The sequence below is a fragment of the Thioalkalivibrio sp. AKL10 genome, assembly GCF_000381845.1.
Taxonomy (GTDB): Bacteria; Pseudomonadota; Gammaproteobacteria; order Ectothiorhodospirales; family Ectothiorhodospiraceae; genus Thioalkalivibrio; species Thioalkalivibrio versutus.
Map to the genome: position 1 here is coordinate 891929 of NZ_KB907142.1, position 18088 is coordinate 910016.

Below are 18088 nucleotides of genomic sequence, written 5' to 3' on the forward strand. Positions count from 1 at the left end.
CCGAACCCGCCGGAACGGGCCCGCGTTAGCCGCGGGCACGTTCGATCAGGTAGTCGGCAACCTCCAGCATTTCGTCGTGCCCGCCGGCCATGCTGGCAGAGACGATAGCCTCGCCATTGACGACCAGGGTGGGGACGCCGCCCACGCCGTAGTCCTGTACCGCCTCGGTGGCCTCGACGATCCGCTGGCGAATCGCGTCGGAGCGCATGGTTTCGCGGAACTCGTCGGCGTCCAGTCCGCGCTGGTTGATGAAGCGCAGGATGGCGCTTTCCGAGCGCAGCTGGCGGCCCTGATCGTGGATCGCGTCGTAGAATGCTTGATGCACCTCGTCGAGCACGCCCAGCTTTTCGGCGGTGTAGTAGACCCGGGCATGCAGCGCCCAGACATCGTTCATCGGTGCCGGCAGGTATTCGAACTGTACGTCGTCGGCCAGGCCGGGCTTCCACGCCTGAACCTTGGGCTCGAATTCGTAGCAGTGCGGGCAGCCATACCAGAAGATCTCGACGACCTGGATCTTGCCGTCCTCCAGGCCGGTGTCGAGCGGCGGCTGGATGGCCCGGTAGTGCTGGCCTTCGAGGTATTCGGCCGCGAGGCTGGTACCGGTGGCGAGCAGCAGGCCGGCGCCGCCCAGGGCGCCCATGAATTCACGACGCTTCATTTACAGTTCTCCGTAGGAATGCAGGCCGGACAGGAACATGTTCACACCCAGGAACGCGAAGGTGGTGATGAACAGGCCCACGATCGCCCACCAGGCCATGGTCGGGCCGCGCCAACCCTTGGTAAAGCGCATGTGCAGCCAGGCCGCGTAGTTCAGCCAGACGATCAGCGCCCAGGTCTCTTTCGGGTCCCAGGACCAGTAGCCGCCCCAGGCCTCGGCCGCCCACATCGCGCCGAGCACGGTGGCGATGGTGAAGAAGGCGAAGCCGATCGCGATGGCCTTGTACATCACGCTGTCCAGGGTGTCCTTGGACGGGATGCGCTGGGTGATCGCGGCGTCCGGCCGCGTGCGTTCCAGGCGATCGCGGATCAGGAAGGCGACGCCCAGCATGGCGGCGATGGCAAAGCCGCCGTAGCCCACGAAATTGGTGGGTACGTGGATCTTCATCCACCAGCTGTTCAGCGCCGGCACCAGCGGTTCTACGATGTGCGCGTCGCGGGTGAACATGTACCACAGCAGGAAGGTGACCGCGGCCGCGATGATGAGCATCACGAAGGCGCCCATGTTGCGCGAGCCGGTGCGCTGCTCGTAGTACAGGTACATCAGCGCAGTCAGGGCCGCAAACAGGATGAACACCTCGTAGAGGTTGGCCACCGGGATGTAGCCCCAGGTCGGGTCGGTCAGGTAGATCTCGCGCCAGCGCACCAGCAGCGCCATGGTCCCGGCACCCGCGCCGACCCAGGCGAAGGCGGCACCTACGCGGGCGGGGAAATCGGAATTGGAGAACAGGCCCATCAGGTAGGCGACAGTGGAGAGATAGAGGAACACGCTCATCCACATGACACCGGCCTGACCGGAACCGATGTAGTTCAGCCAGAAATTGGTCTCGTTGGCGGCCAGGCTGTCGCCGTAAAGCCAGATGCCGAACAGCGCCAGCACCCCGACGATGACCGAGAAGGCCTGCCATGGGCGCCAGAACCAGCCCATCCAGGCGCTGGTGCCGACCGCGAGGATCAGGCCGCCGATGTCGTAGCGGTCCATGTTCTCGCCGAAGAGCGTCAGCGAGATCACCGCTACGGCGGCCATCAGTGCAAAGTAGGCCCAGTCGCGCAACTGCAGTTGGCGGAAGAAACCGGGCCGTTCGAAATCCAGGGCCTCGTGGGGTACAGACATGGTGTGCTCCTCCGGTGACGCGCGGGTCAGGCGTTCTTATTGTGACTGTCGTCGCCAGCCGAGTCCGAATGGACTGGCTTTTGCTCGATGATCCAGCGCTTAAGATGCGCGAAACGTTCCTCGAATTCCACTTGATGGCGGTTGCTGGTGCCGGCCATCACCACGTGGGTGCCTTCGCCGTCCTCGCGCCGCCGCGCCATGATCCACAGGCGCTGATAGGACACGTAGAACAGCAGGAAGATCCCGACGATCAGCATCGTGCTGCCGACGTACACCGTGCTTTGGCCCGGGGCGCGGGCGATCTGCAGGCCCGAGGCCTCGCGGTGCTCGAAGTCCTTCAGGTGGAAGAAGAACGGCGACTGATACAGGCTGATCGCGTTGATCGCCGAGATCGTGTCCTCCAGGAAGCGCTGTTCTTCTTCCTGGATCGAGACCACACCCTCGTCCTGCAGGACCTCCATGTAAAGCCCCTGGAGGCCGGCGTGAAGGATGCGGACCATCAGGTCACGTACTTCCTCGATGCGATCGGCCGGGACGCGGCGTTCGATCTCGTTGTGCACGGCCATGTAGCCGCCCTGGGCGAACAGGCCCATGAGTTCGGCCGCGGTTTGCGCAATCGCCTGGTTCTGTGACCCCTCGACGGTGTCGTCGTCACGGGCGACCTGGCGGGCGATCTCGTTGCGCACCTCCGGGTTGTGCAGCATGGCCAGATAGGTGCGGAAACGTTCCAGCGAGTTGTCGGCATCGGCCGGAAGGAACAGGTAATGGAACTCGTCGGCCGGGCTCTCGCGCACGCCGCTCAGGAAATACATCGCCCCTTCCTGCAGGGCCGGGCGCTGGTAGTTGCGGTAGTACAGGCCATGGCCGGTGCGATCCATCAGGCGGAAGTCGAAGCTCGGGCCCATGTGCCGGTTTTCGCGCACGCCTTCTTCATTCAGGAGCGGGACCACGTTCTCCAGCTGGAAGTTGGTGAACTCGATGGTGCGGGTATCGCCATCCGGGGTCGGGATGTCCATCTCCTGGAACACGCGGCCGGGGACTTCGAGCGCTTGCAGCGCCTCGGGACCCAGCGGGATGGCGTCGATGTCCAGGCGGGTGCCGCCGTCGGCAAAACTGGCCTGGAAGATGGCGTAGCCGTTGTAGATCAGCGGATAGTTGACCGAGATCGTATGCCGCAGCGGCTCGTCGCGGTTCGGATCGTGGATGATCAGGTCCGATTCGTAGGAGCTCTCGGCGCCGGTGGAGAAGCGCTCAATGCGGAACTCCTCCAGTTCGATGCGGAACGGCAGTTCCTGGACGAAATAGCCCTCCCGCATCGGCAGGAAGACCACGTTGGCCGAGGCGCCCTCGGGGATCTCCACCGAACCGCGGAAGGACGGGTTCCAGTCCGGGATCCAGGCCGAGCGCGGGACCTCGGAGATCGGCACGCTGCGGGTCTCGATCTCCAGGTTCCCCAGCCATTCGTTGATCTTGAGCAGGGTCGTGCCATCGGCCAGGGCGCCGACACAGATGACGACAATACCGACATGGGTCAGCAGGTAGCCCAGGCGGTTCCAGCGCCCGCGCATCGCGGCAATAACGGTCTGGCCATCGCTGTTCTTCTCGCGGGCCTTGAAGCCCTGGGCCTTCAGCACCCGATGGGCGTGCTGGACGAATTCGTCCTGCGGCTGGTCGAGGTCGCCGGTGGCACTCGAGTGAAACGAGCGCAGGGACTTTTCCTTGACCTGCAGGTTATAGCGGCGAAGGTCCTTCAGCAGTCCGGGCGACTGGCGGTAGACGCAGAAGGAGGTGGAGATGACCAGGAAGGCCACCACCAGCAGGAACCAGGTGGCGGAGTACACCTGATACAGGCCCATCCCGGCGAAGATCTCGTGCCAGAACGGCCCGAAATCCATCAGGTACTCCGTATAGGGCTCGTTCTGCACCAGTACGGTGCCGATCACGGAGGCGATGGACAGCGCCACCAGCAGGGTGATCGCGAGGGTCATCGAGCCCATGAAATCCACAAGGATGCGGCTGCGCCGCGGCTTGCGGGCGGCTTTCTGGCGAGATGCGGAGGACGGGCCGGCGTCTGCGGCCTGATCGATATTCGACATTCTGAAACCTGCTTTAACCCTGGCGACTATGCGAAGCAACCCGAGGGGGTTCAATTTCCAAGACAAACTGCACGGGCGTTCCGCGAGCACTGGGTGGACCGATGGCGTGCCGAGGAGTTCGGTCGTGCCCCACCATGACGCAAGCGGCTACGAAGGCATTCCCGCAAAGCGTGTTTTTCTTGCGCCCAACAAAAAGGGGCGGCCGAGGCCGCCCCTTCCCTGGGTCGCTTCGCCGCCGATCCTGCGCGGCGCAACTGCGGACCGGATCAGTTACCGGTCTGCAGGCCGGCCATGTACTGGGACACGGCCTCGATGTCGGAATCCGACATGTTGCGCGCGACATTGCGCATCATGCGACCGTTGTCGTTGGCGCGGTCGCCACTGCGGAACTGGCGCATCTGATCGGCGCTGTATTGCGCGTGCTGGCCGGCGACGGCCGGGAACATCGCTTCCGGATTGCCGTTGCCGTTAGGGCCGTGGCAGGCGATGCAGGCGGCGACATTCTGCGACGGGATGCCGCCGCGGTAGATCTGTTCGCCGCGCTCGACGACTTCTTCGTCGGCGGTGCCGCTGCTGATGCTCTGTTCGGCGTAGAACGCCGCAAGGTCGCGCATGTCCTGCTCGTCCAGGTTGGCGACTTGGCCCAGCATCAGGCTGTTCACGCGACGCTCGGACTTGTAATCCTGCAGCTGCTTGGTGGTGTACTTCGGGTGCTGGCCGGCGAGCTTGGGCCATTCCGGGTTGACGCTGTTGCCGTCAGCCTGGTGGCAAGCCGCGCAGGACTGGGAGAGTTCCTGGCCGCGCTGAGGATCGCCCGCCTGGGCCGCCGACAGCGGGAGCAGCAGGGATACGGACAGGGCAGCAAAGAGAGCGGAAAGCTTGTGGTTCATGATGGAGAATCTCCTGCTTGTAAATGCGTGCCGGGTCTCGACCCGTTCCTTGTGCCCCATGGTAGGGCGATCAACATAAGGGGCGCAGTTTATAGCACAATGCTAATTTGTACTCAAAAATAAACCGAGCCCCGCACTCGGCCAAGGACTGTATCCCCCCATGCAACCCCGATTCCGCGAGACCGCCTTCATGCGCGGGGTGGCTCAGCTATCCCAGCTCCCCGAGGATGCCGGCGTCGAGATCGCCTTTGCCGGGCGTTCCAATGCCGGTAAGTCGAGTGCCCTGAATGCCCTGTGCGGGCGCAAGGCACTGGCGCGGGTCGGGCGCACACCGGGACGCACCCAAGAGATCAACCTGTTCAGCCTGCCGCCGGCCGAGCACTGGCGGCTGGTGGACCTGCCGGGTTACGGCTTTGCCAAGGTCTCGGCCGGCAAGCGGGCCGAGTGGGACCAGTTGCTGGGGGCATATCTGCGGACGCGCCAAAACCTGATCGGGCTGGTGCTGATCATGGATATCCGCCGCCCGCTGACGGACCTGGATCGCCAGCTGCTGGAGTGGGTCCCGCTGGAGCGCTGCCGCCTGCACTGTGTGTTGACCAAGGCGGACAAGCTCTCGCGCCAGGAGGCCGATCGGCAGCTGCGCAAGGCCCATGGCGAGCTCGAGGTCATGGGCGTGGAGGCGACGCTGCAGACCTTTTCTTCCCTGAAAAACCAGGGCGTGGACGATTTGCGCGGCCTGCTCGGCGACTGGCTGGTTGACCACGAGTCCGGTTGAGCCACGGGCATGGGGCCGGGTGTCAGGCGTTGGGTCAGGAGGCTTGGACAAAAAGAAGCCCCGGCCTTGGGGTGGGACCGGGGCTAATTTCGGCCTCTACAGGGGGTGGAGAGGCCTAGTGCCCGCTCAGGGAGAGAAGCGGGCCGCGCTGGGCTAGAGCGCTTATGAAGTGAGAAAGCGTCGTCCGGGCAAAGTTCCGGCCGGATCCGTCTGGATTGCGATTTTTTTCACAGAATCGATTGCCCCGGCCTCACACAGGCGTCCTGCGTGAAAGGGGCGAACTTATTCGCGGCCCTCATGGCCCTCCATTCGGGCCTGCAAGGTAGCCACCAGCTCGCTTGCCGATGTCCCGTGCGGGTGGATCTCCAGGAGTTCGCCTTCGGGCCCGATCAGGTAGGTGGACGAGCTGTGATCCACCACATACCCCATGGCCGAGTCGATCTCGGTGCGTTCGTAGAACACCCCGTAGCGTTCGGTGATCGGTCGTAGCTCCTCGTGGGAACCCGTGGCGGCCTGGATGGCCGGGTGGAAGTGGCCGACGTAGGTTTCCAGGCGCTGGGCGTCGTCGCGTTCCGGGTCGACGCTCACCAGTACCGCGGCCACCTTGTCCTTCAGTTCCGGGGGCAGGCGATCCAGCGCGGCGCTGATCCAGCCCAGGCTGGTGGGGCAGGCATCCGGGCAGGCGGTGTAGCCGAAGTACACCCAGACGTATTGCCCTTCCAGGTCCGCGAGCCGGAACCGGTTGCCCTCGGTGGATACCGGCAGTTCGATCGGCCCGCCGGATACCGCATCCGCCACCGGCAGGCGTTCGTGGTCGGCCCCCTGGGGTACGGGCGGCGGTGCCGGGCGGAGCATCACGAAGACGAGCAGGGCGCCGGCCGCCAGCACGGCCAGCGCCCATAACAGGCTGCTCAGCGGAATGCGCTGCATGTCGATCTCCCTCAGGGTGTGTCGCTGTGGCTGCGGCGGGTGACGAAGCGGAACTGGACCCGGGCCGCATCGGGGTCGCCCGCGGGCATGACGGTGGCGGCCCAGGTCATGGCCTCGGTGGTGCAGATGGGCAGCGTCGTCTCGCCGGCGTAGCGGCCGTCGCCGGTATGTTCCAGTCGCGGGCGCTGAAAACCCATGTACATCTCCACCCCGGCCAGGTCCAGTTCCAGGGCCTCCGGGTCGCCCAAGTGGGTCCGCGCGGTCGCATCCAGATCCAGGGTCAGGGCCAGGGGTTGCAGCATCGGCACCGGGCGCGGCGCGATCTCCAGGGTGAGCGTGCCGCCTGCCGGATGGGTGGCGGTGCAGGCGGCGACGTTCAGATCGCACTCGCCCGGCTGGAGAATCGTGACGTCGCCCGAACCGCCGGTGTCCAGATAGCGATCAGCCAGCACCCAGGCCGTAGCCAGCAACAGGATCGCGACCAGCCAGGGGGCGACCCGATTGAAGCGCATGGCGGGCGCGTCCGTCATTTAGTGCGCATCGTCCCAGTTGGCGCCGACGCCGATATCCACCACCAGCTCCACGTCGAGATCGGCGGCGCCGCTCATGGCCTGGCGCACGAGGTCGGTCAACGCATCCAGTGCGCCGTCGGCGACTTCGAATACGAGTTCATCGTGTACCTGCATGATCATGCGGGCATCGATTCGCGCCTCTGACAGGTCGTTCGCGACCCGTACCATCGCGCGCTTGATGATGTCGGCGGCCGTGCCCTGCATCGGGGCGTTGATCGCGACGCGCTCGGACTGCTGGCGCCGGGCGCCGTTGCGACTGTTGATCTCCGGCAGGTACAGGCGGCGACCGAACAGCGTCTCGACATAGCCGTTGTCGCGCCCGCTGGCGCGCGCCTTCTCCATATAGTCGTGCACGCCGGGATAGCGGTTGAAGTAGCGGTCGATGTATTCACGCGCCTCGCCCTGCTCGATGCCGAGGTTGCGCGCCAGCCCCCAGGCAGACATGCCGTAGATCAACCCGAAGTTGATCGCCTTGGCCGCCCGGCGCTGGTCGCTCGAGACCTGGTCCGGCTCTGTGCCAAAGACCTCGGCGGCGGTCGCGCGGTGGATGTCCTGGCCCTCGGCGAACGCGCGCAGCAGGCCGGCGTCCTGCGACAGGTGGGCCATGATGCGCAGCTCGATCTGCGAGTAGTCGGCCGCCAGCAGCTGGTGGCCCGTCTCGGCGATGAAGGCCTGGCGGATGCGCCGCCCGGCCTCGGTGCGCACCGGGATGTTCTGCAGGTTCGGTTCCGACGACGACAGGCGTCCGGTGGCCGCGCCCGACTGGTGATAGGACGTATGCACCCGCCCGGTCTTGGGGTGGATGCGCCGGGGCAGGGTCTCGGTATAGGTGCTGCGCAGCTTGGACAGCCCGCGGTGCTCCAGGATCAGGCGTGGCAGGGCGTAGTCACCCGCCATCTGTTCCAGCACGTCCTCGGCGGTCGAGGGCTGGCCCTTGGGCGTGCGCCGCAGCACCGGCAGCCCCAGGCGTTCAAACAGGATCTCCTGGATCTGCTTGGGCGAGCCGAGGTTGAACTCGCCACCAGCCTCCTCGAAGGCCTCGCGCTCGATACGCTCCATCTCGGTCAGCAGCGCCTGGCTCTGCGCGCCGAGCTGGTCCGGGTCGACCTTCACGCCTGCACGCTCGATATCCGCCAGGACCGGGACCAGCGGCATCTCGATCTCGCGGTAGACGAAGGCCGGGCCTTCCGCTTCCTTCAGGCGCGGCTGGAACACCGCATCCAGTTGCAGGCAGATGTCGGCATCCTCGCCGGCGTAATCGGTGGCGATGCCGATATCCACCTCGGCGAACGGGATCTGCTTCGCGCCCTTGCCGGCCACGTCCTCGTAGTGCGTAGTCTTGTAGTCCAGGTGGCGCTCGGCCAGGGAGTCCAGGTCGTGGCGGTTGGCGCCGGCGTCCAGGCAGAAGGACTCCAGCAGCGTGTCATCGACGATGCCCCGCAGGGTGATGCTGTGATTGCCGAGCACGTTGCGGTCGTACTTCAGGTGATGGCCGAGCTTGCCGTGGTCCGGGGACTCCAGCCACGGCTTCAGGCGTTCCAGCGTCGTGTCGAACGGCAGCTGCGGGTCCGCATCCGGCCCGGTATGGGCGAGCGGAAGGTAGTACGCGATACCCGGCTCGAACGCGAACGACATGCCTACCAGTTCGGCCCGCATCGCATCCAGGCTGGTGGTCTCGGTGTCGAAGGCCACGCGCTCGGCCTTGTCCAGGCGCTCCAGTAGCCCAGCGAAATCGGCCTCTTCGCGAACGGTCTGGTAGTCGCCCTTCGTCTGCGCGGGTCCGGGGTTGTCGGCGGCGGTATCGCCGTTGCCGCCCTCCAGTTCCGCGCGCCAGCGAGTGAAGCCGTAGCGGCGCACCATCTCCAGCAGGCGGTCATGGTCCGGCTCCTGGATCGCGAGGTCGTCGGGGCCGACATCCAGCGGGACATCGCGCTTGACCGTGATCAGCTCGCGCGAGGTCGGCAACCGGTCGGCGGCCGCGCGCAGGTTCTCGCCGATCTTGCCGCCGATGGCGTCGGCCTGCTCGAGGATGGTGTCGAGGTCGCCGTACTTCGCGATCCATTTGGCCGCGGTCTTCGGGCCGACCTTGTCGACGCCCGGGATGTTGTCGACGCTGTCGCCCATGAGCGCGAGATAGTCGACGATCTGCTCCGGGGCGACGCCGAACTTCTCCCGCACGCCCGCCGGGTCCAGGGTGACGCCGCTCATGGTGTTCACCAGCGTGATGCGGTCATCCACCAGTTGGGCGAGATCCTTGTCGCCGGTGGAAATCACCACCGCGTGGCCGGCGCGTGCCGCCTGGTCGGCCAGGGTCGCGATCACGTCGTCGGCCTCGACGCCCCCGACGCACAGCAGCGGCAGGCCCATCGCCCGGACCAGCTCGTGCAGGGGCTCGATCTGGGCCGCCAGCTCATCCGGCATCGGGGGGCGGGTGGCCTTGTATTCGGGGTAGATGTCATCGCGGAAGGTCTTGCCCTTGGCGTCGAACACCACCGCCATGTGCTCCGGCCCGTAGTCCGCGCGCAGCTTGCGCAGCATGTTGGCCACGCCAATCATCGCGCCGGTCGGGGCGCCATCCGGCGCGGTCAGTGGCGGCAGGGCGTGGAACGCGCGGAACAGGTAGGACGAGCCGTCGACCAGGACGAGGGGCGGTTGCGACATGCAGGCGGAATCCGGACAGGGAACGCGCGCCATTCTACAGGGCTGGCCGTGAGGCGCCCATTCGTGCGGGCCATTTGTATGGATACGTTTGTATGGACGCGGGGCGCCCGTTACGCTTGAGTCTCCATCCGAGGAACCCGCCGCATGAACAACCGTGAACGTGCCGAACACCCGGGCCTGCGTCCGATTGATGACTCTGCCCTGACCCGCGAAAGCTGGAAGATCTTCCAGATCATGGCGGAGTTCGTGGAGGGCTTCGAGCGCCTGGCGCACATCAAGCCCTCGGTCAGCATCTTTGGTTCTGCACGCTTTCCCCCGGAACATCGCTATTACCAGCTGGGCGAGACGACCGCGCGCCAGTTGTCGGATGCCGGCTTTGCGGTGGTCAGCGGTGGCGGGCCGGGCATCATGGAGGCGGCCAACAAGGGCGCCTTCGCCGGGCACTCGCCCAGCATCGGCCTGAACATCCAGCTGCCCCACGAGCAAAGTTCCAATCCCTATCAGGACATCGGGCTCGGTTTTCGCCACTTCTTTTCGCGCAAGGTGATGTTCGTGAAGTATGCATCCGCCTACGTGGTCCTGCCGGGCGGCTTTGGCACACTGGACGAGCTGGCGGAGATCCTGACGCTGGTGCAGACCGGCAAGACTCGGCGTATCCCCGTGGTCCTCGTGGGCAGCGAGTTCTGGAAGGGGCTGCTCGACTGGTTCCAGGATACCCTGGTGGAACAGGGCACCATCGACGAGGAGGACCTGCAGCTATACTCGTTGGTAGATTCGCCGGAGGATGTGGTGAGCGCGATTTTCGAGCACTACGAGACGCGCAGCTTCGAGCCGTCCGCGGAAGAAAAGAAACGACTGATGGAGCTGTGACGATGACCCCGACCCGCCTGAGCCTGCCCCTTTCGCTGCTGGCGGCCCTGCTGCTGGTGCCCGGTTCGGCGCTGGCGCAGGAAGACCGCGAGTGGGGGGATGCCCCGCCGCCGCCGGAACTGGACGAGGCCGCCGATCCGCCGCCCCCGGTGCTGGACGAGCGCGCCCGCGAGCAGCGCTCCCTGGAAGAGGCCGACATCATCATTATCGAGCGCGATGGCGAGACGCGGCGCGAGTACCGCATGGGCGGCGAGCTGGTCATGGTCGAGGTTACGCCCGCGGTCGGCCCGACCTACTACCTGATTGATACCACCGGCGATGGCACGCTGGATGGTCGCCGCAACGAGCTGGATCCCGACTTTGTACCCCCGTCCTGGGTGATTTTCCGATGGTAATGAACGAATCCGAAATTCAGCGCTGCGGCGAGCTTGCCGATCTGGCACTGACGGTCGGTCCCGAGGGGCCGGAACTCGACGGCCGGCCGGTGCAGTGCCTGCGCCTGCCGGCCGCCGCGGCGCCGGCCCTGGAGCAGGCCGTCGCCGAGGTCCCTGCTGGCTGTGGCCGCGTGATCGGCCGGGGTACGGATGATGCGGCCGGGCAGGTGGTCCTGGTGCTCGAGCGTGGCCAGGCCATTCAGGGCACGGTCGCGGCCGAGGGGCCTGGCAGCCTGGAGGCCCTGGGCGAGCGCGCGGCCGACTGGCAGGGCCGCCACACGGCCGGCGCCCTGCCCGCTGGAGACGGCTACCGCCGCGGCGTGCTGCAGCAGAGGATGCGTGAGCGTGCGGACACAATCACGTCTTCGCTGGATGCCGAATCGCGGACGATCCTGGATACCGAGCTGCACCATCAGGGGCTGTACCGTTTCGAGGACCTGCCGCTGGCGGGAAGCGTCTGGCAGACGGTCCGCATCTATCCGGAGGGCGCCGGCCTGGCCGATCTGGTCCTCCCGCCCGCGCCGGTGCCGGCCTTCTGGCAGGTCGCACGGCTCGCCCTGGCGGTCGCCGTGGATGACGCGGGGCGGCCGGATGCCGAGGGCTACCGGGCGTTGCTGTCCGGATATAACGGACGGCGGCCGTTGACCGCCATCGAGCGAGGGGCGGCGCCAACCCTGCTGCGCCTGGCTGCGCTGGACGACTGGCTTGCCGCACTGGAGGCCGGGGCTAATGGGCGCACCGAGCGCGAACGGCTGGCAGCCCTTCAGGCAGAAGCGGCTCGCTTGCAGGGTATCTGGGTTCGCGCCGCGGCTTGAGGGCCCAGCCGGCCCGCGCTGACGTGCGGGGCGCCTGGGCCAGTCGTTCGCAAACACAACGAGGCGGGGTCGTGGATCCGTGCCTTCCAAGGAGGAAAGCCCATGTTCCGAATCGCTGTCTGGCTGGCGCTGCCCCTGGCCGCCCTTCTCGCCCCTGCGCTCCTGAGTGCCGACGTCTATCGCTGGACCGACGATCAAGGCAATGTCCACTTCGGCGACCGCCCCCCCGAGGGGAGCCGTAGCGAATCGGTCGATGTGCGTGAGCCGATGCGGGGCGTGCCGCTGGAGGGCGCGCGCGAGATCCTCGAGCGCCCCGTGCGCCCGCGCGGTCAGCCCGAAGCGGAGGGTGCCTACCAGCGGGTCGCCATCGCGCGGCCGGGGGATGGCGAGGGCGTGCGGGCGAACGATGGCAATGTGACCGCGGAGCTCGAGATTGAACCGGCGCTTGACGCCGATGCCGGTCACCGTGTGGTCTGGTTGCTGGACGGGGAGGCTGCCGGCGAGGGGGCCTCGACGAGCGCGACCTTCCAGGGCCTGAGCCGCGGTGCCTATACCCTGCAGGCGCGGGTCGTGGACGAGTCGGGTCAGGAACTGGGCGCCAGCGATACCATCGAGTTCAACGTGCTGCGCATGGCCATCCCGCGCAGTCAGCAACAGCAGCAACGGCCCCAGCAGTTTCCGTCGGGCGGAGCACCGCAGGCACCGCAGGCACCGCAGGCTCCCCGGGCGCCGCAGCCGGTGACGCCTGGCCCGAATTGACGCCGGCACTCGCATAGCGCACCGAAGTGGTGCGGTTGACGCCCCAGAGTGGTGCTATTATTGCACCACTCTGGGGCGTTTCGGTTTCAAGGGTGTCGGCGGCCAGGCTTCTGGTGTGACGCAGCCCTCGGCTTCAGCGTCCCGCCCGGCGATTTTCGCTTGGCGCGATTCCTGCTTGAGGCCTTTCGATGACTACGCCCGCTGCCAATCCCGGTATGACCACCCCGCCCTGGTGGGACGACCTCTCCACGGCCGTGCTGGTGACCGATGCGGAACTGCGCCTGCTGAGCCTGAACAGTGCGGCCGAGGTCCTGCTCGGGCTTAGCCGCGAACGCATCGTCGGTCACGGACTGGGGCAATGGCTCAAGCTGGACCGGAATCTGGCCAACCGCCTGCGTTCGGCGCTGACCCTGGATCAGCCGATCACGCTGCGTGCCCGTCAGATGGAGCCCCTCCGAGCCGACAGCTTCCTGGCCGACGTGATCATCACGCCACTGCACGCCGCCGGCGAGCGGCCAGGCCAGCTGCTGTTCGAACTGAACGCCATCGACCGCCACGAGCGCATCAGCCGCGAGGAACAGTTGCAGAAGCAGCAGGCGATCACCCGTGCAGTGACGCGCGGGCTGGCGCACGAGATCAAGAACCCGTTGGGCGGGCTGCGCGGCGCGGCGCAGTTGCTCGCCAGCGAGCTGGACGACTCGGGCCTCAAGGAATACACCCAGATCATCATTCGCGAGGCGGACCGCCTGCGCAGCCTGGTCGACCGCATGCTGGGGCCGAACAACATGCCGCGGCGCGAGGCCGTCAATCTGCACGAGGTCCTGGAGCACGTCCGGGGCCTGGTCAGCGTGCAACTGCCGCTGGGGCTGAAGATCCGCGGCGACTACGACCCCAGTATTCCCGACGTGCAGGCGGATCGCGACATGCTGGTGCAGGCCATCCTCAACCTGGTGCAGAACGCGGTGCATGCACTGGAAGACGGGGGGCAGATCACCCTGAGCTCGCGGATCCTGCGCCAGTACACGATCTCCGGGAAGCGCCACCGGCTGGTGGCCAAACTGAGTGTGCGCGACAACGGCCCCGGCATCCCGGAGGAGATCCGCGAACGCATCTTTTTCCCGATGGTCACCGGGCGCGCCGAGGGCACCGGGCTGGGGCTGCCGATTGCCCAGAGCCTGATCCAGCTGCATGACGGCTTGATCGAATGCCATTCGCGCCCGGGGGCGACCTCATTCGACATCCTGCTTCCTATTGATTCCCCCCAGGGCCGGGAGGAGACGCACTGATGGAACCCATCGTCTGGATCATTGACGACGACGACTCGATCCGCTGGGTGCTGGAACGCGCCCTCCAGCGTCACGCGATCGCCGTGCGCGGCTTCGAGACCGCGGACGCTGCCTGGGCGGCGCTCGAGCGGGATCCGGTCCCGGACACCATCGTCGCCGACATCCGCATGCCGGGCCTGAACGGGCTGGATTTCCTCGCCCGCATGCAGACCCGCCCGGATCCGCCGCCGGTCATCATCATGACCGCCTTCTCCGATCTGGAGAGCGCGGTGGGCGCCTACCAGACCGGGGCCTTCGAGTACCTGCCCAAGCCGTTCGACGTGGACGAGGCCGTGGCCCTGGTGCAGCGCGCGCTGGAGGCGCGCCGTGCCGGGCAGGAGAACGGCCCCGCCGGTCCCGAGATCGAGGAGACCCCGATCATCGGCGAGGCCCCGGCCATGCAGGAGATGTTCCGTGCCATCGGGCGGCTCTCGCGCAGCAATATCACCGTGCTGATCAATGGCGAGTCCGGTACCGGCAAGGAGCTGGTCGCGCGGGCCCTGCACCAGCACAGCCCGCGCGCCGACCAGCCGTTGATCGCGCTGAACACCGCAGCCATCCCCAAGGATCTCCTGGAAAGCGAACTGTTCGGTCACGAACGCGGCGCGTTCACCGGGGCCAACCAGAGTCGCAAGGGCCGCTTCGAGCAGGCCGATGGCGGCACCCTGTTCCTCGACGAGATCGGCGATATGCCGTTCGACCTGCAGACGCGTCTGTTGCGGGTGCTGTCCGATGGCACGTTCTACCGTGTGGGCGGCCATACCCCGATCCGGGTGGACGTGCGCATCATCGCCGCGACCCACCAGGACCTGGAAGAACGCGTCCGCGCGGGCTTGTTCCGCGAGGATCTGTTCCACCGCCTGAACGTGATCCGCATCCACGTGCCCTCCCTGCGCGAGCGGCCGGAGGATATCCCGTTGCTGGTACAGCACTTCATGGCCGAAGTCGCTCAGGAACTGGGGGTGGAGGCCAAGACCATGCGCCCCGAGGTGGTCGCGGAGCTGCAGCGCCTGCCGTGGCCGGGGAACGTCCGCCAGCTGGAAAACACCTGCCGCTGGCTCACCGTGATGGCGTCGGGCCGCGAGGTGCACCTGGATGACCTGCCGGCCGAGTTGCACCAGCCGACCGAGAGCCGTGCCGAGCCCGGGAGTGCCCCGGTCCGTGTCGCTGCCGGCCCGCGGGACTGGACCGCCGAACTCGCCCAGGTCGCCCGCCAGCACTGGCAGCGCGGCGATCACGACCTGCTGGGCTCGGTCCTGCCGCAGATGGAACGCACGGTGATCCGCGAGGCCCTGAACGCGACCGGTGGTCACCGCCAGCAGGCGGCCGCCCTGCTTGGGTGGGGCCGCAACACCCTCACCCGCAAGATCCAGGAACTCGGCCTCGACGACGAGTAGGTCTTTTCACCGCGAAGGCACGAAGAAGGGCAAGGGCGATTTAACCCCAGAGATCACGGAGGACACGGAGAAAACCAGGGATCGTCTTGTTACGGGTAGGATGCAGATGAGCCATGCGAAACGCATCGGCCACACGGGGTGGCTCGGCCCCGATGCGTTTCGCATGGCTCAACGCATCCTACCCCTCTGAAAAATTGGCGCCTTTCTCCGTGTCCTTCGTGGTCAACAGGCTCTTTAGTGAACCGGCCTTTCAGGTGGTGGGATCCTGCGGAGCAGGCGGGGCGCAGGCGGAGACGGCACCGTTCAGTTGCAGGGTGCCGGTCAGGTCGCGCACGTGGGTGTAGCCGTGGCGGTCCATGTAGTCGCTGATGCCGTGCAGGATCTTCGGCAGGCACAGTGCGTCGTAGAACAGGCCCGTGCCCACGCCCACGGTGCTGGCGCCGGCGATCAGGAATTCCAGCGCGTCGGTGGCATTCATCACGCCGCCCTGGCCGATGATCGGCACGTTGTGCGGCGCGGCCACCTGATAGACCTGCTGCACCTTCAGCAGCGCGATCGGCTTGATCGCCGGGCCGGACAGGCCGCCCTGGTTGTTGCCGATGACCGCGCGTCGGTTTTCCACGTCCACTGCCATCCCCATCAGGGTGTTGATGACCGCAAAGGCGTCGGTGCCGGCCTCGATGCAGCGCCGGGCGTTCTCGGCGATGTCGGTCTGGTTGGGCGAGAGCTTGGTGATCAGCGGCTTGGAGGTGACCTTGCGGCAGGCCTCGACCACCCGGGCGGACATGTCCGGGTCATTGCCGAAGGCGACGCCGCCTTCCTTCACATTGGGGCAGGAGATGTTGATCTCGATGGCGTCGATCGGCGAGTCGTCGAAGCGTCGGGTGACCTCGATGTACTCCTCGAGGGTGGAGCCCGAAACGTTGGCGAAGAAGCGCGTCTCGTCGAAATCCAGCTGCGGCAGGGTGTGGTCCACCACGTGGTCGACCCCGGGATTCTGCAGGCCGATGGCGTTCAGCATGCCGTCCGGGGTTTCGTAGACGCGATGCGGGGCGTTGCCCAGCCGCGCGGCGCCCGTGGTGCCCTTCAGGCAGATGGCCCCGGCATCGCGGTTGGAGAAACCCGCCACGCGGGTGTATTCCTCGCCAAAGCCGACACAGCCGGACAGCAGCACCAGCGGCGTGTTCAAATGCAGGCCGCAGAATTCCAGGGCCAGCCGCGGATCGGTGCGCGAATCACTCATGCTTCACATCGTCCTCTATGAACCGGAGATCCCGCCGAACACGGGCAATATCATTCGTCTGGCGGCCAATACCGGGGCGGCGCTGCACCTGATCCACCCGCTCGGCTTCGAGCTGGACAGTGCGCGGGCGCGCCGCGCCGGGCTCGACTATCACGAGCTGGCCCGGGTGCAAGAGTATGACAGCCTCGACCAGTGGCGGGAATCGGTGCAGCCTGGCCGGGTGTTCGCCATGACCACGCGCGGGCAGGCCCGCTACGACGCCCCGACCTTCCGCGATGGCGATGCCTTGTTGTTCGGCCCGGAGACGCGCGGTCTGCCGGAGTCGGTCCTGGAGACCCTGCCGCCGGAGCATCGCCTGCGCCTCCCGATGCGCGAAGGCAGCCGCAGCCTCAACCTCTCCAATGCCGTCGCGGTGGTGGTCTACGAGGCCTGGCGCCAGCTGGGGTTTCCCGGCGGCGCATGATCCCAACCTGGCGGGATGGGCACGGCCTGCGGGATTGCACTACCCTCGGAAGAAAGCACCCGCGCCGTCCGTCTTTCGAGGACGATCGCGTCCGTACGTCCACCACGAGAGGTTTCCGATGTTTCCAGTGCTGCGTTCTTTCTGTCTGCTGGCCGCCACGGCCCTGATCTCGGCCCCGCTGGCGGCCGATGAACCCACCGGTTCCGACAACTGGTGGTGGGACGACGACTGGTGGGAGGACGGGGTCATGTACGCCGATCTCGAAAACCACGAGGTGGCGATCGAACGCATCGAATACGAGCGCGATGGCATCGGCATTCCGGCGATGGTCGCCCGTCCGGCGGACGGTGAGGACTATCCCGCAATCCTCTGGACCCATGGCCGGCGCGGCCTGGACGATCTGGCCGAACTGCACGTGAAGCGCCTGGCTGCGCGCGGCTTCGTCGTGCTGGCACCGGACCTGTACACCGGCCGTTTCATGGAAAGCCACCCGCTGGATCATGACTACGAACTGGAAGGTGATCTGAACAGCGGTCTGGACGTGCTGCTGGAACGCGACGACATCGTGGGTGACCGCGCCTGTCTGGTGTCCATCACCCGTGGCGGCTACAAGGCGCTCAAGGTCGCCGTCACCTTCGAGCGCCAGGTCGAGGATGTCGCCTGCTGGGCCGGCTACTACCCGCACCTGCAGGACCCGAACCTGGGCGAGCCGCACCAGGTGTATCGCTACGCCAACGAGGTCAACGAGCTCGAGATCCCGATGATGATCCTGATCGGGGACGAGGAGCAGTACCAGCGCCACCGCACCGCGCGCATGGCCGCCGATGGTCTCGCAAGCCGCGGGGGCGAAGTGCACTGGATCGAATACCCGGGCGTGGGCCGCGGCTTCGACTTCCGCAACGGCAACAACCGCACCTTCGCCGACGACCTCGCATCGCGCGACGCCATGATCCGCGTCACCCGCTTCGTCAATCAGCACCTGCGCGACTGACCTCGCTGCCGTCCGCGAGCTGGGCACCAACGAAAA

At 66.6% G+C, this 18088-nt stretch carries 17 protein-coding genes; 9 read left to right on the plus strand and 8 right to left on the minus strand.

The genetic code is table 11. The features are described from left to right. Positions 1 to 25 precede the first annotated feature (25 nt). The 4 genes from G333_RS0104285 to G333_RS0104300 all read right to left on the minus strand — a co-directional run bounded on the left by G333_RS0104285 (position 26) and on the right by G333_RS0104300 (position 4817). Positions 26 to 658 carry a thiol:disulfide interchange protein DsbA/DsbL gene (locus G333_RS0104285; RefSeq protein ID WP_019627761.1) on the minus strand — a complete coding sequence of 211 codons (633 nt, stop codon included), beginning with the start codon at positions 656 to 658 and terminating at the stop codon, positions 26 to 28. Then, complete coding sequence (gene ccsB / locus G333_RS0104290; RefSeq protein ID WP_018937446.1) at positions 659 to 1831, minus strand: c-type cytochrome biogenesis protein CcsB; 1173 nt, start codon at positions 1829 to 1831, stop codon at positions 659 to 661. Positions 1832 to 1857: 26 nt separating this feature from the next. Beyond that, positions 1858 to 3927, minus strand: a complete 2070-nt coding sequence (locus tag G333_RS0104295; protein WP_019627762.1) for a cytochrome c biogenesis protein ResB — start codon at positions 3925 to 3927, stop codon at positions 1858 to 1860. Positions 3928 to 4193: 266 nt separating this feature from the next. Further along, complete coding sequence (locus tag G333_RS0104300; RefSeq protein ID WP_019571575.1) at positions 4194 to 4817, minus strand: cytochrome c; 624 nt, start codon at positions 4815 to 4817, stop codon at positions 4194 to 4196. 160 nt (positions 4818 to 4977) lie between these two features. Between G333_RS0104300 and yihA the strand changes: the two genes are divergently transcribed. Next, positions 4978 to 5592, plus strand: coding sequence for a ribosome biogenesis GTP-binding protein YihA/YsxC (gene yihA, locus G333_RS0104305; protein WP_018950926.1), 615 nt, complete (start codon positions 4978 to 4980; stop codon positions 5590 to 5592). Between the two features lie 282 nt (positions 5593 to 5874). Here yihA and G333_RS0104310 read toward each other — a convergent pair whose 3' ends face one another. From G333_RS0104310 to polA, 3 genes are read right to left on the minus strand one after another with little or no spacing between them, the layout of a single operon-like run. Next, complete coding sequence (locus G333_RS0104310) at positions 5875 to 6522, minus strand: SCO family protein (protein WP_019612262.1); 648 nt, start codon at positions 6520 to 6522, stop codon at positions 5875 to 5877. Positions 6523 to 6533: 11 nt separating this feature from the next. Next, positions 6534 to 7052 carry a hypothetical protein gene (locus G333_RS0104315; RefSeq protein ID WP_019627763.1) on the minus strand — a complete coding sequence of 173 codons (519 nt, stop codon included), beginning with the start codon at positions 7050 to 7052 and terminating at the stop codon, positions 6534 to 6536. Next, entirely contained in the window at positions 7053 to 9755 is a 2703-nt protein-coding gene (gene polA, locus G333_RS0104320; protein WP_019627764.1) for a DNA polymerase I, read from the minus strand. Between the two features lie 144 nt (positions 9756 to 9899). Between polA and G333_RS0104325 the strand changes: the two genes are divergently transcribed. The 6 genes from G333_RS0104325 (at position 9900) to ntrC (ending at position 15355) form a co-directional block, all read left to right on the plus strand. Further along, complete coding sequence (locus G333_RS0104325; RefSeq protein ID WP_018950930.1) at positions 9900 to 10625, plus strand: TIGR00730 family Rossman fold protein; 726 nt, start codon at positions 9900 to 9902, stop codon at positions 10623 to 10625. A gap of 2 nt (positions 10626 to 10627) precedes the next feature. Beyond that, positions 10628 to 11020 carry a DUF2782 domain-containing protein gene (locus G333_RS0104330; RefSeq protein WP_018950931.1) on the plus strand — a complete coding sequence of 131 codons (393 nt, stop codon included), beginning with the start codon at positions 10628 to 10630 and terminating at the stop codon, positions 11018 to 11020. Next, positions 11020 to 11874: a hypothetical protein gene (locus G333_RS0104335; RefSeq protein WP_019627765.1), complete on the plus strand. Its 855-nt coding sequence runs from the start codon at positions 11020 to 11022 to the stop codon at positions 11872 to 11874. The genes G333_RS0104330 and G333_RS0104335 overlap by 1 nt, the downstream gene beginning before the upstream one ends. 102 nt (positions 11875 to 11976) lie before the next feature. Continuing rightward, positions 11977 to 12633, plus strand: a complete 657-nt coding sequence (locus G333_RS0104340; protein WP_019627766.1) for a DUF4124 domain-containing protein — start codon at positions 11977 to 11979, stop codon at positions 12631 to 12633. Positions 12634 to 12821: 188 nt separating this feature from the next. Further along, positions 12822 to 13919 carry a nitrogen regulation protein NR(II) gene (gene glnL / locus G333_RS0104345; protein ID WP_018937437.1) on the plus strand — a complete coding sequence of 366 codons (1098 nt, stop codon included), beginning with the start codon at positions 12822 to 12824 and terminating at the stop codon, positions 13917 to 13919. Continuing rightward, complete coding sequence (gene ntrC / locus G333_RS0104350) at positions 13919 to 15355, plus strand: nitrogen regulation protein NR(I) (RefSeq protein WP_018145059.1); 1437 nt, start codon at positions 13919 to 13921, stop codon at positions 15353 to 15355. The genes glnL and ntrC overlap by 1 nt, the downstream gene beginning before the upstream one ends. 250 nt (positions 15356 to 15605) lie before the next feature. On the opposite strand, the gene G333_RS0104355 is transcribed toward ntrC, so the two are convergent. After that, on the minus strand, positions 15606 to 16598 hold the full coding sequence (locus G333_RS0104355; RefSeq protein WP_018937436.1) for a dihydroorotate dehydrogenase: 993 nt from the start codon (positions 16596 to 16598) through the stop codon (positions 15606 to 15608). Between G333_RS0104355 and G333_RS0104360 the strand changes: the two genes are divergently transcribed. Further along, positions 16597 to 17061 carry a tRNA (cytidine(34)-2'-O)-methyltransferase gene (locus tag G333_RS0104360; RefSeq protein WP_018937435.1) on the plus strand — a complete coding sequence of 155 codons (465 nt, stop codon included), beginning with the start codon at positions 16597 to 16599 and terminating at the stop codon, positions 17059 to 17061. The genes G333_RS0104355 and G333_RS0104360 overlap by 2 nt on opposite strands. Positions 17062 to 17179: 118 nt before the next feature. After that, positions 17180 to 18052: a dienelactone hydrolase family protein gene (locus tag G333_RS0104365; RefSeq protein ID WP_019627767.1), complete on the plus strand. Its 873-nt coding sequence runs from the start codon at positions 17180 to 17182 to the stop codon at positions 18050 to 18052. Positions 18053 to 18088 lie beyond the last annotated feature (36 nt).

Excerpts from the sequence above, each read along its gene's own strand:
- ntrC (WP_018145059.1), top strand. The coding sequence starts at position 13,919 with ATGGAACCCATCGTCTGGATCATTGACGACGACGACTCGATCCGCTGG.
- G333_RS0104365 (WP_019627767.1), top strand. The coding sequence starts at position 17,180 with ATGTTTCCAGTGCTGCGTTCTTTCTGTCTGCTGGCCGCCACGGCCCTG.
- G333_RS0104315 (WP_019627763.1), bottom strand. The coding sequence starts at position 7,052 with ATGACGGACGCGCCCGCCATGCGCTTCAATCGGGTCGCCCCCTGGCTG.
- G333_RS0104300 (WP_019571575.1), bottom strand. The coding sequence starts at position 4,817 with ATGAACCACAAGCTTTCCGCTCTCTTTGCTGCCCTGTCCGTATCCCTG.
- G333_RS0104330 (WP_018950931.1), top strand. The coding sequence starts at position 10,628 with ATGACCCCGACCCGCCTGAGCCTGCCCCTTTCGCTGCTGGCGGCCCTG.
- G333_RS0104325 (WP_018950930.1), top strand. The coding sequence starts at position 9,900 with ATGAACAACCGTGAACGTGCCGAACACCCGGGCCTGCGTCCGATTGAT.
- G333_RS0104310 (WP_019612262.1), bottom strand. The coding sequence starts at position 6,522 with ATGCAGCGCATTCCGCTGAGCAGCCTGTTATGGGCGCTGGCCGTGCTG.
- polA (WP_019627764.1), bottom strand. The coding sequence starts at position 9,755 with ATGTCGCAACCGCCCCTCGTCCTGGTCGACGGCTCGTCCTACCTGTTC.
- ccsB (WP_018937446.1), bottom strand. The coding sequence starts at position 1,831 with ATGTCTGTACCCCACGAGGCCCTGGATTTCGAACGGCCCGGTTTCTTC.
- G333_RS0104295 (WP_019627762.1), bottom strand. The coding sequence starts at position 3,927 with ATGTCGAATATCGATCAGGCCGCAGACGCCGGCCCGTCCTCCGCATCT.
- glnL (WP_018937437.1), top strand. The coding sequence starts at position 12,822 with ATGACTACGCCCGCTGCCAATCCCGGTATGACCACCCCGCCCTGGTGG.
- G333_RS0104360 (WP_018937435.1), top strand. The coding sequence starts at position 16,597 with ATGCTTCACATCGTCCTCTATGAACCGGAGATCCCGCCGAACACGGGC.
- yihA (WP_018950926.1), top strand. The coding sequence starts at position 4,978 with ATGCAACCCCGATTCCGCGAGACCGCCTTCATGCGCGGGGTGGCTCAG.
- G333_RS0104355 (WP_018937436.1), bottom strand. The coding sequence starts at position 16,598 with ATGAGTGATTCGCGCACCGATCCGCGGCTGGCCCTGGAATTCTGCGGC.
- G333_RS0104285 (WP_019627761.1), bottom strand. The coding sequence starts at position 658 with ATGAAGCGTCGTGAATTCATGGGCGCCCTGGGCGGCGCCGGCCTGCTG.
- G333_RS0104340 (WP_019627766.1), top strand. The coding sequence starts at position 11,977 with ATGTTCCGAATCGCTGTCTGGCTGGCGCTGCCCCTGGCCGCCCTTCTC.
- G333_RS0104335 (WP_019627765.1), top strand. The coding sequence starts at position 11,020 with ATGAACGAATCCGAAATTCAGCGCTGCGGCGAGCTTGCCGATCTGGCA.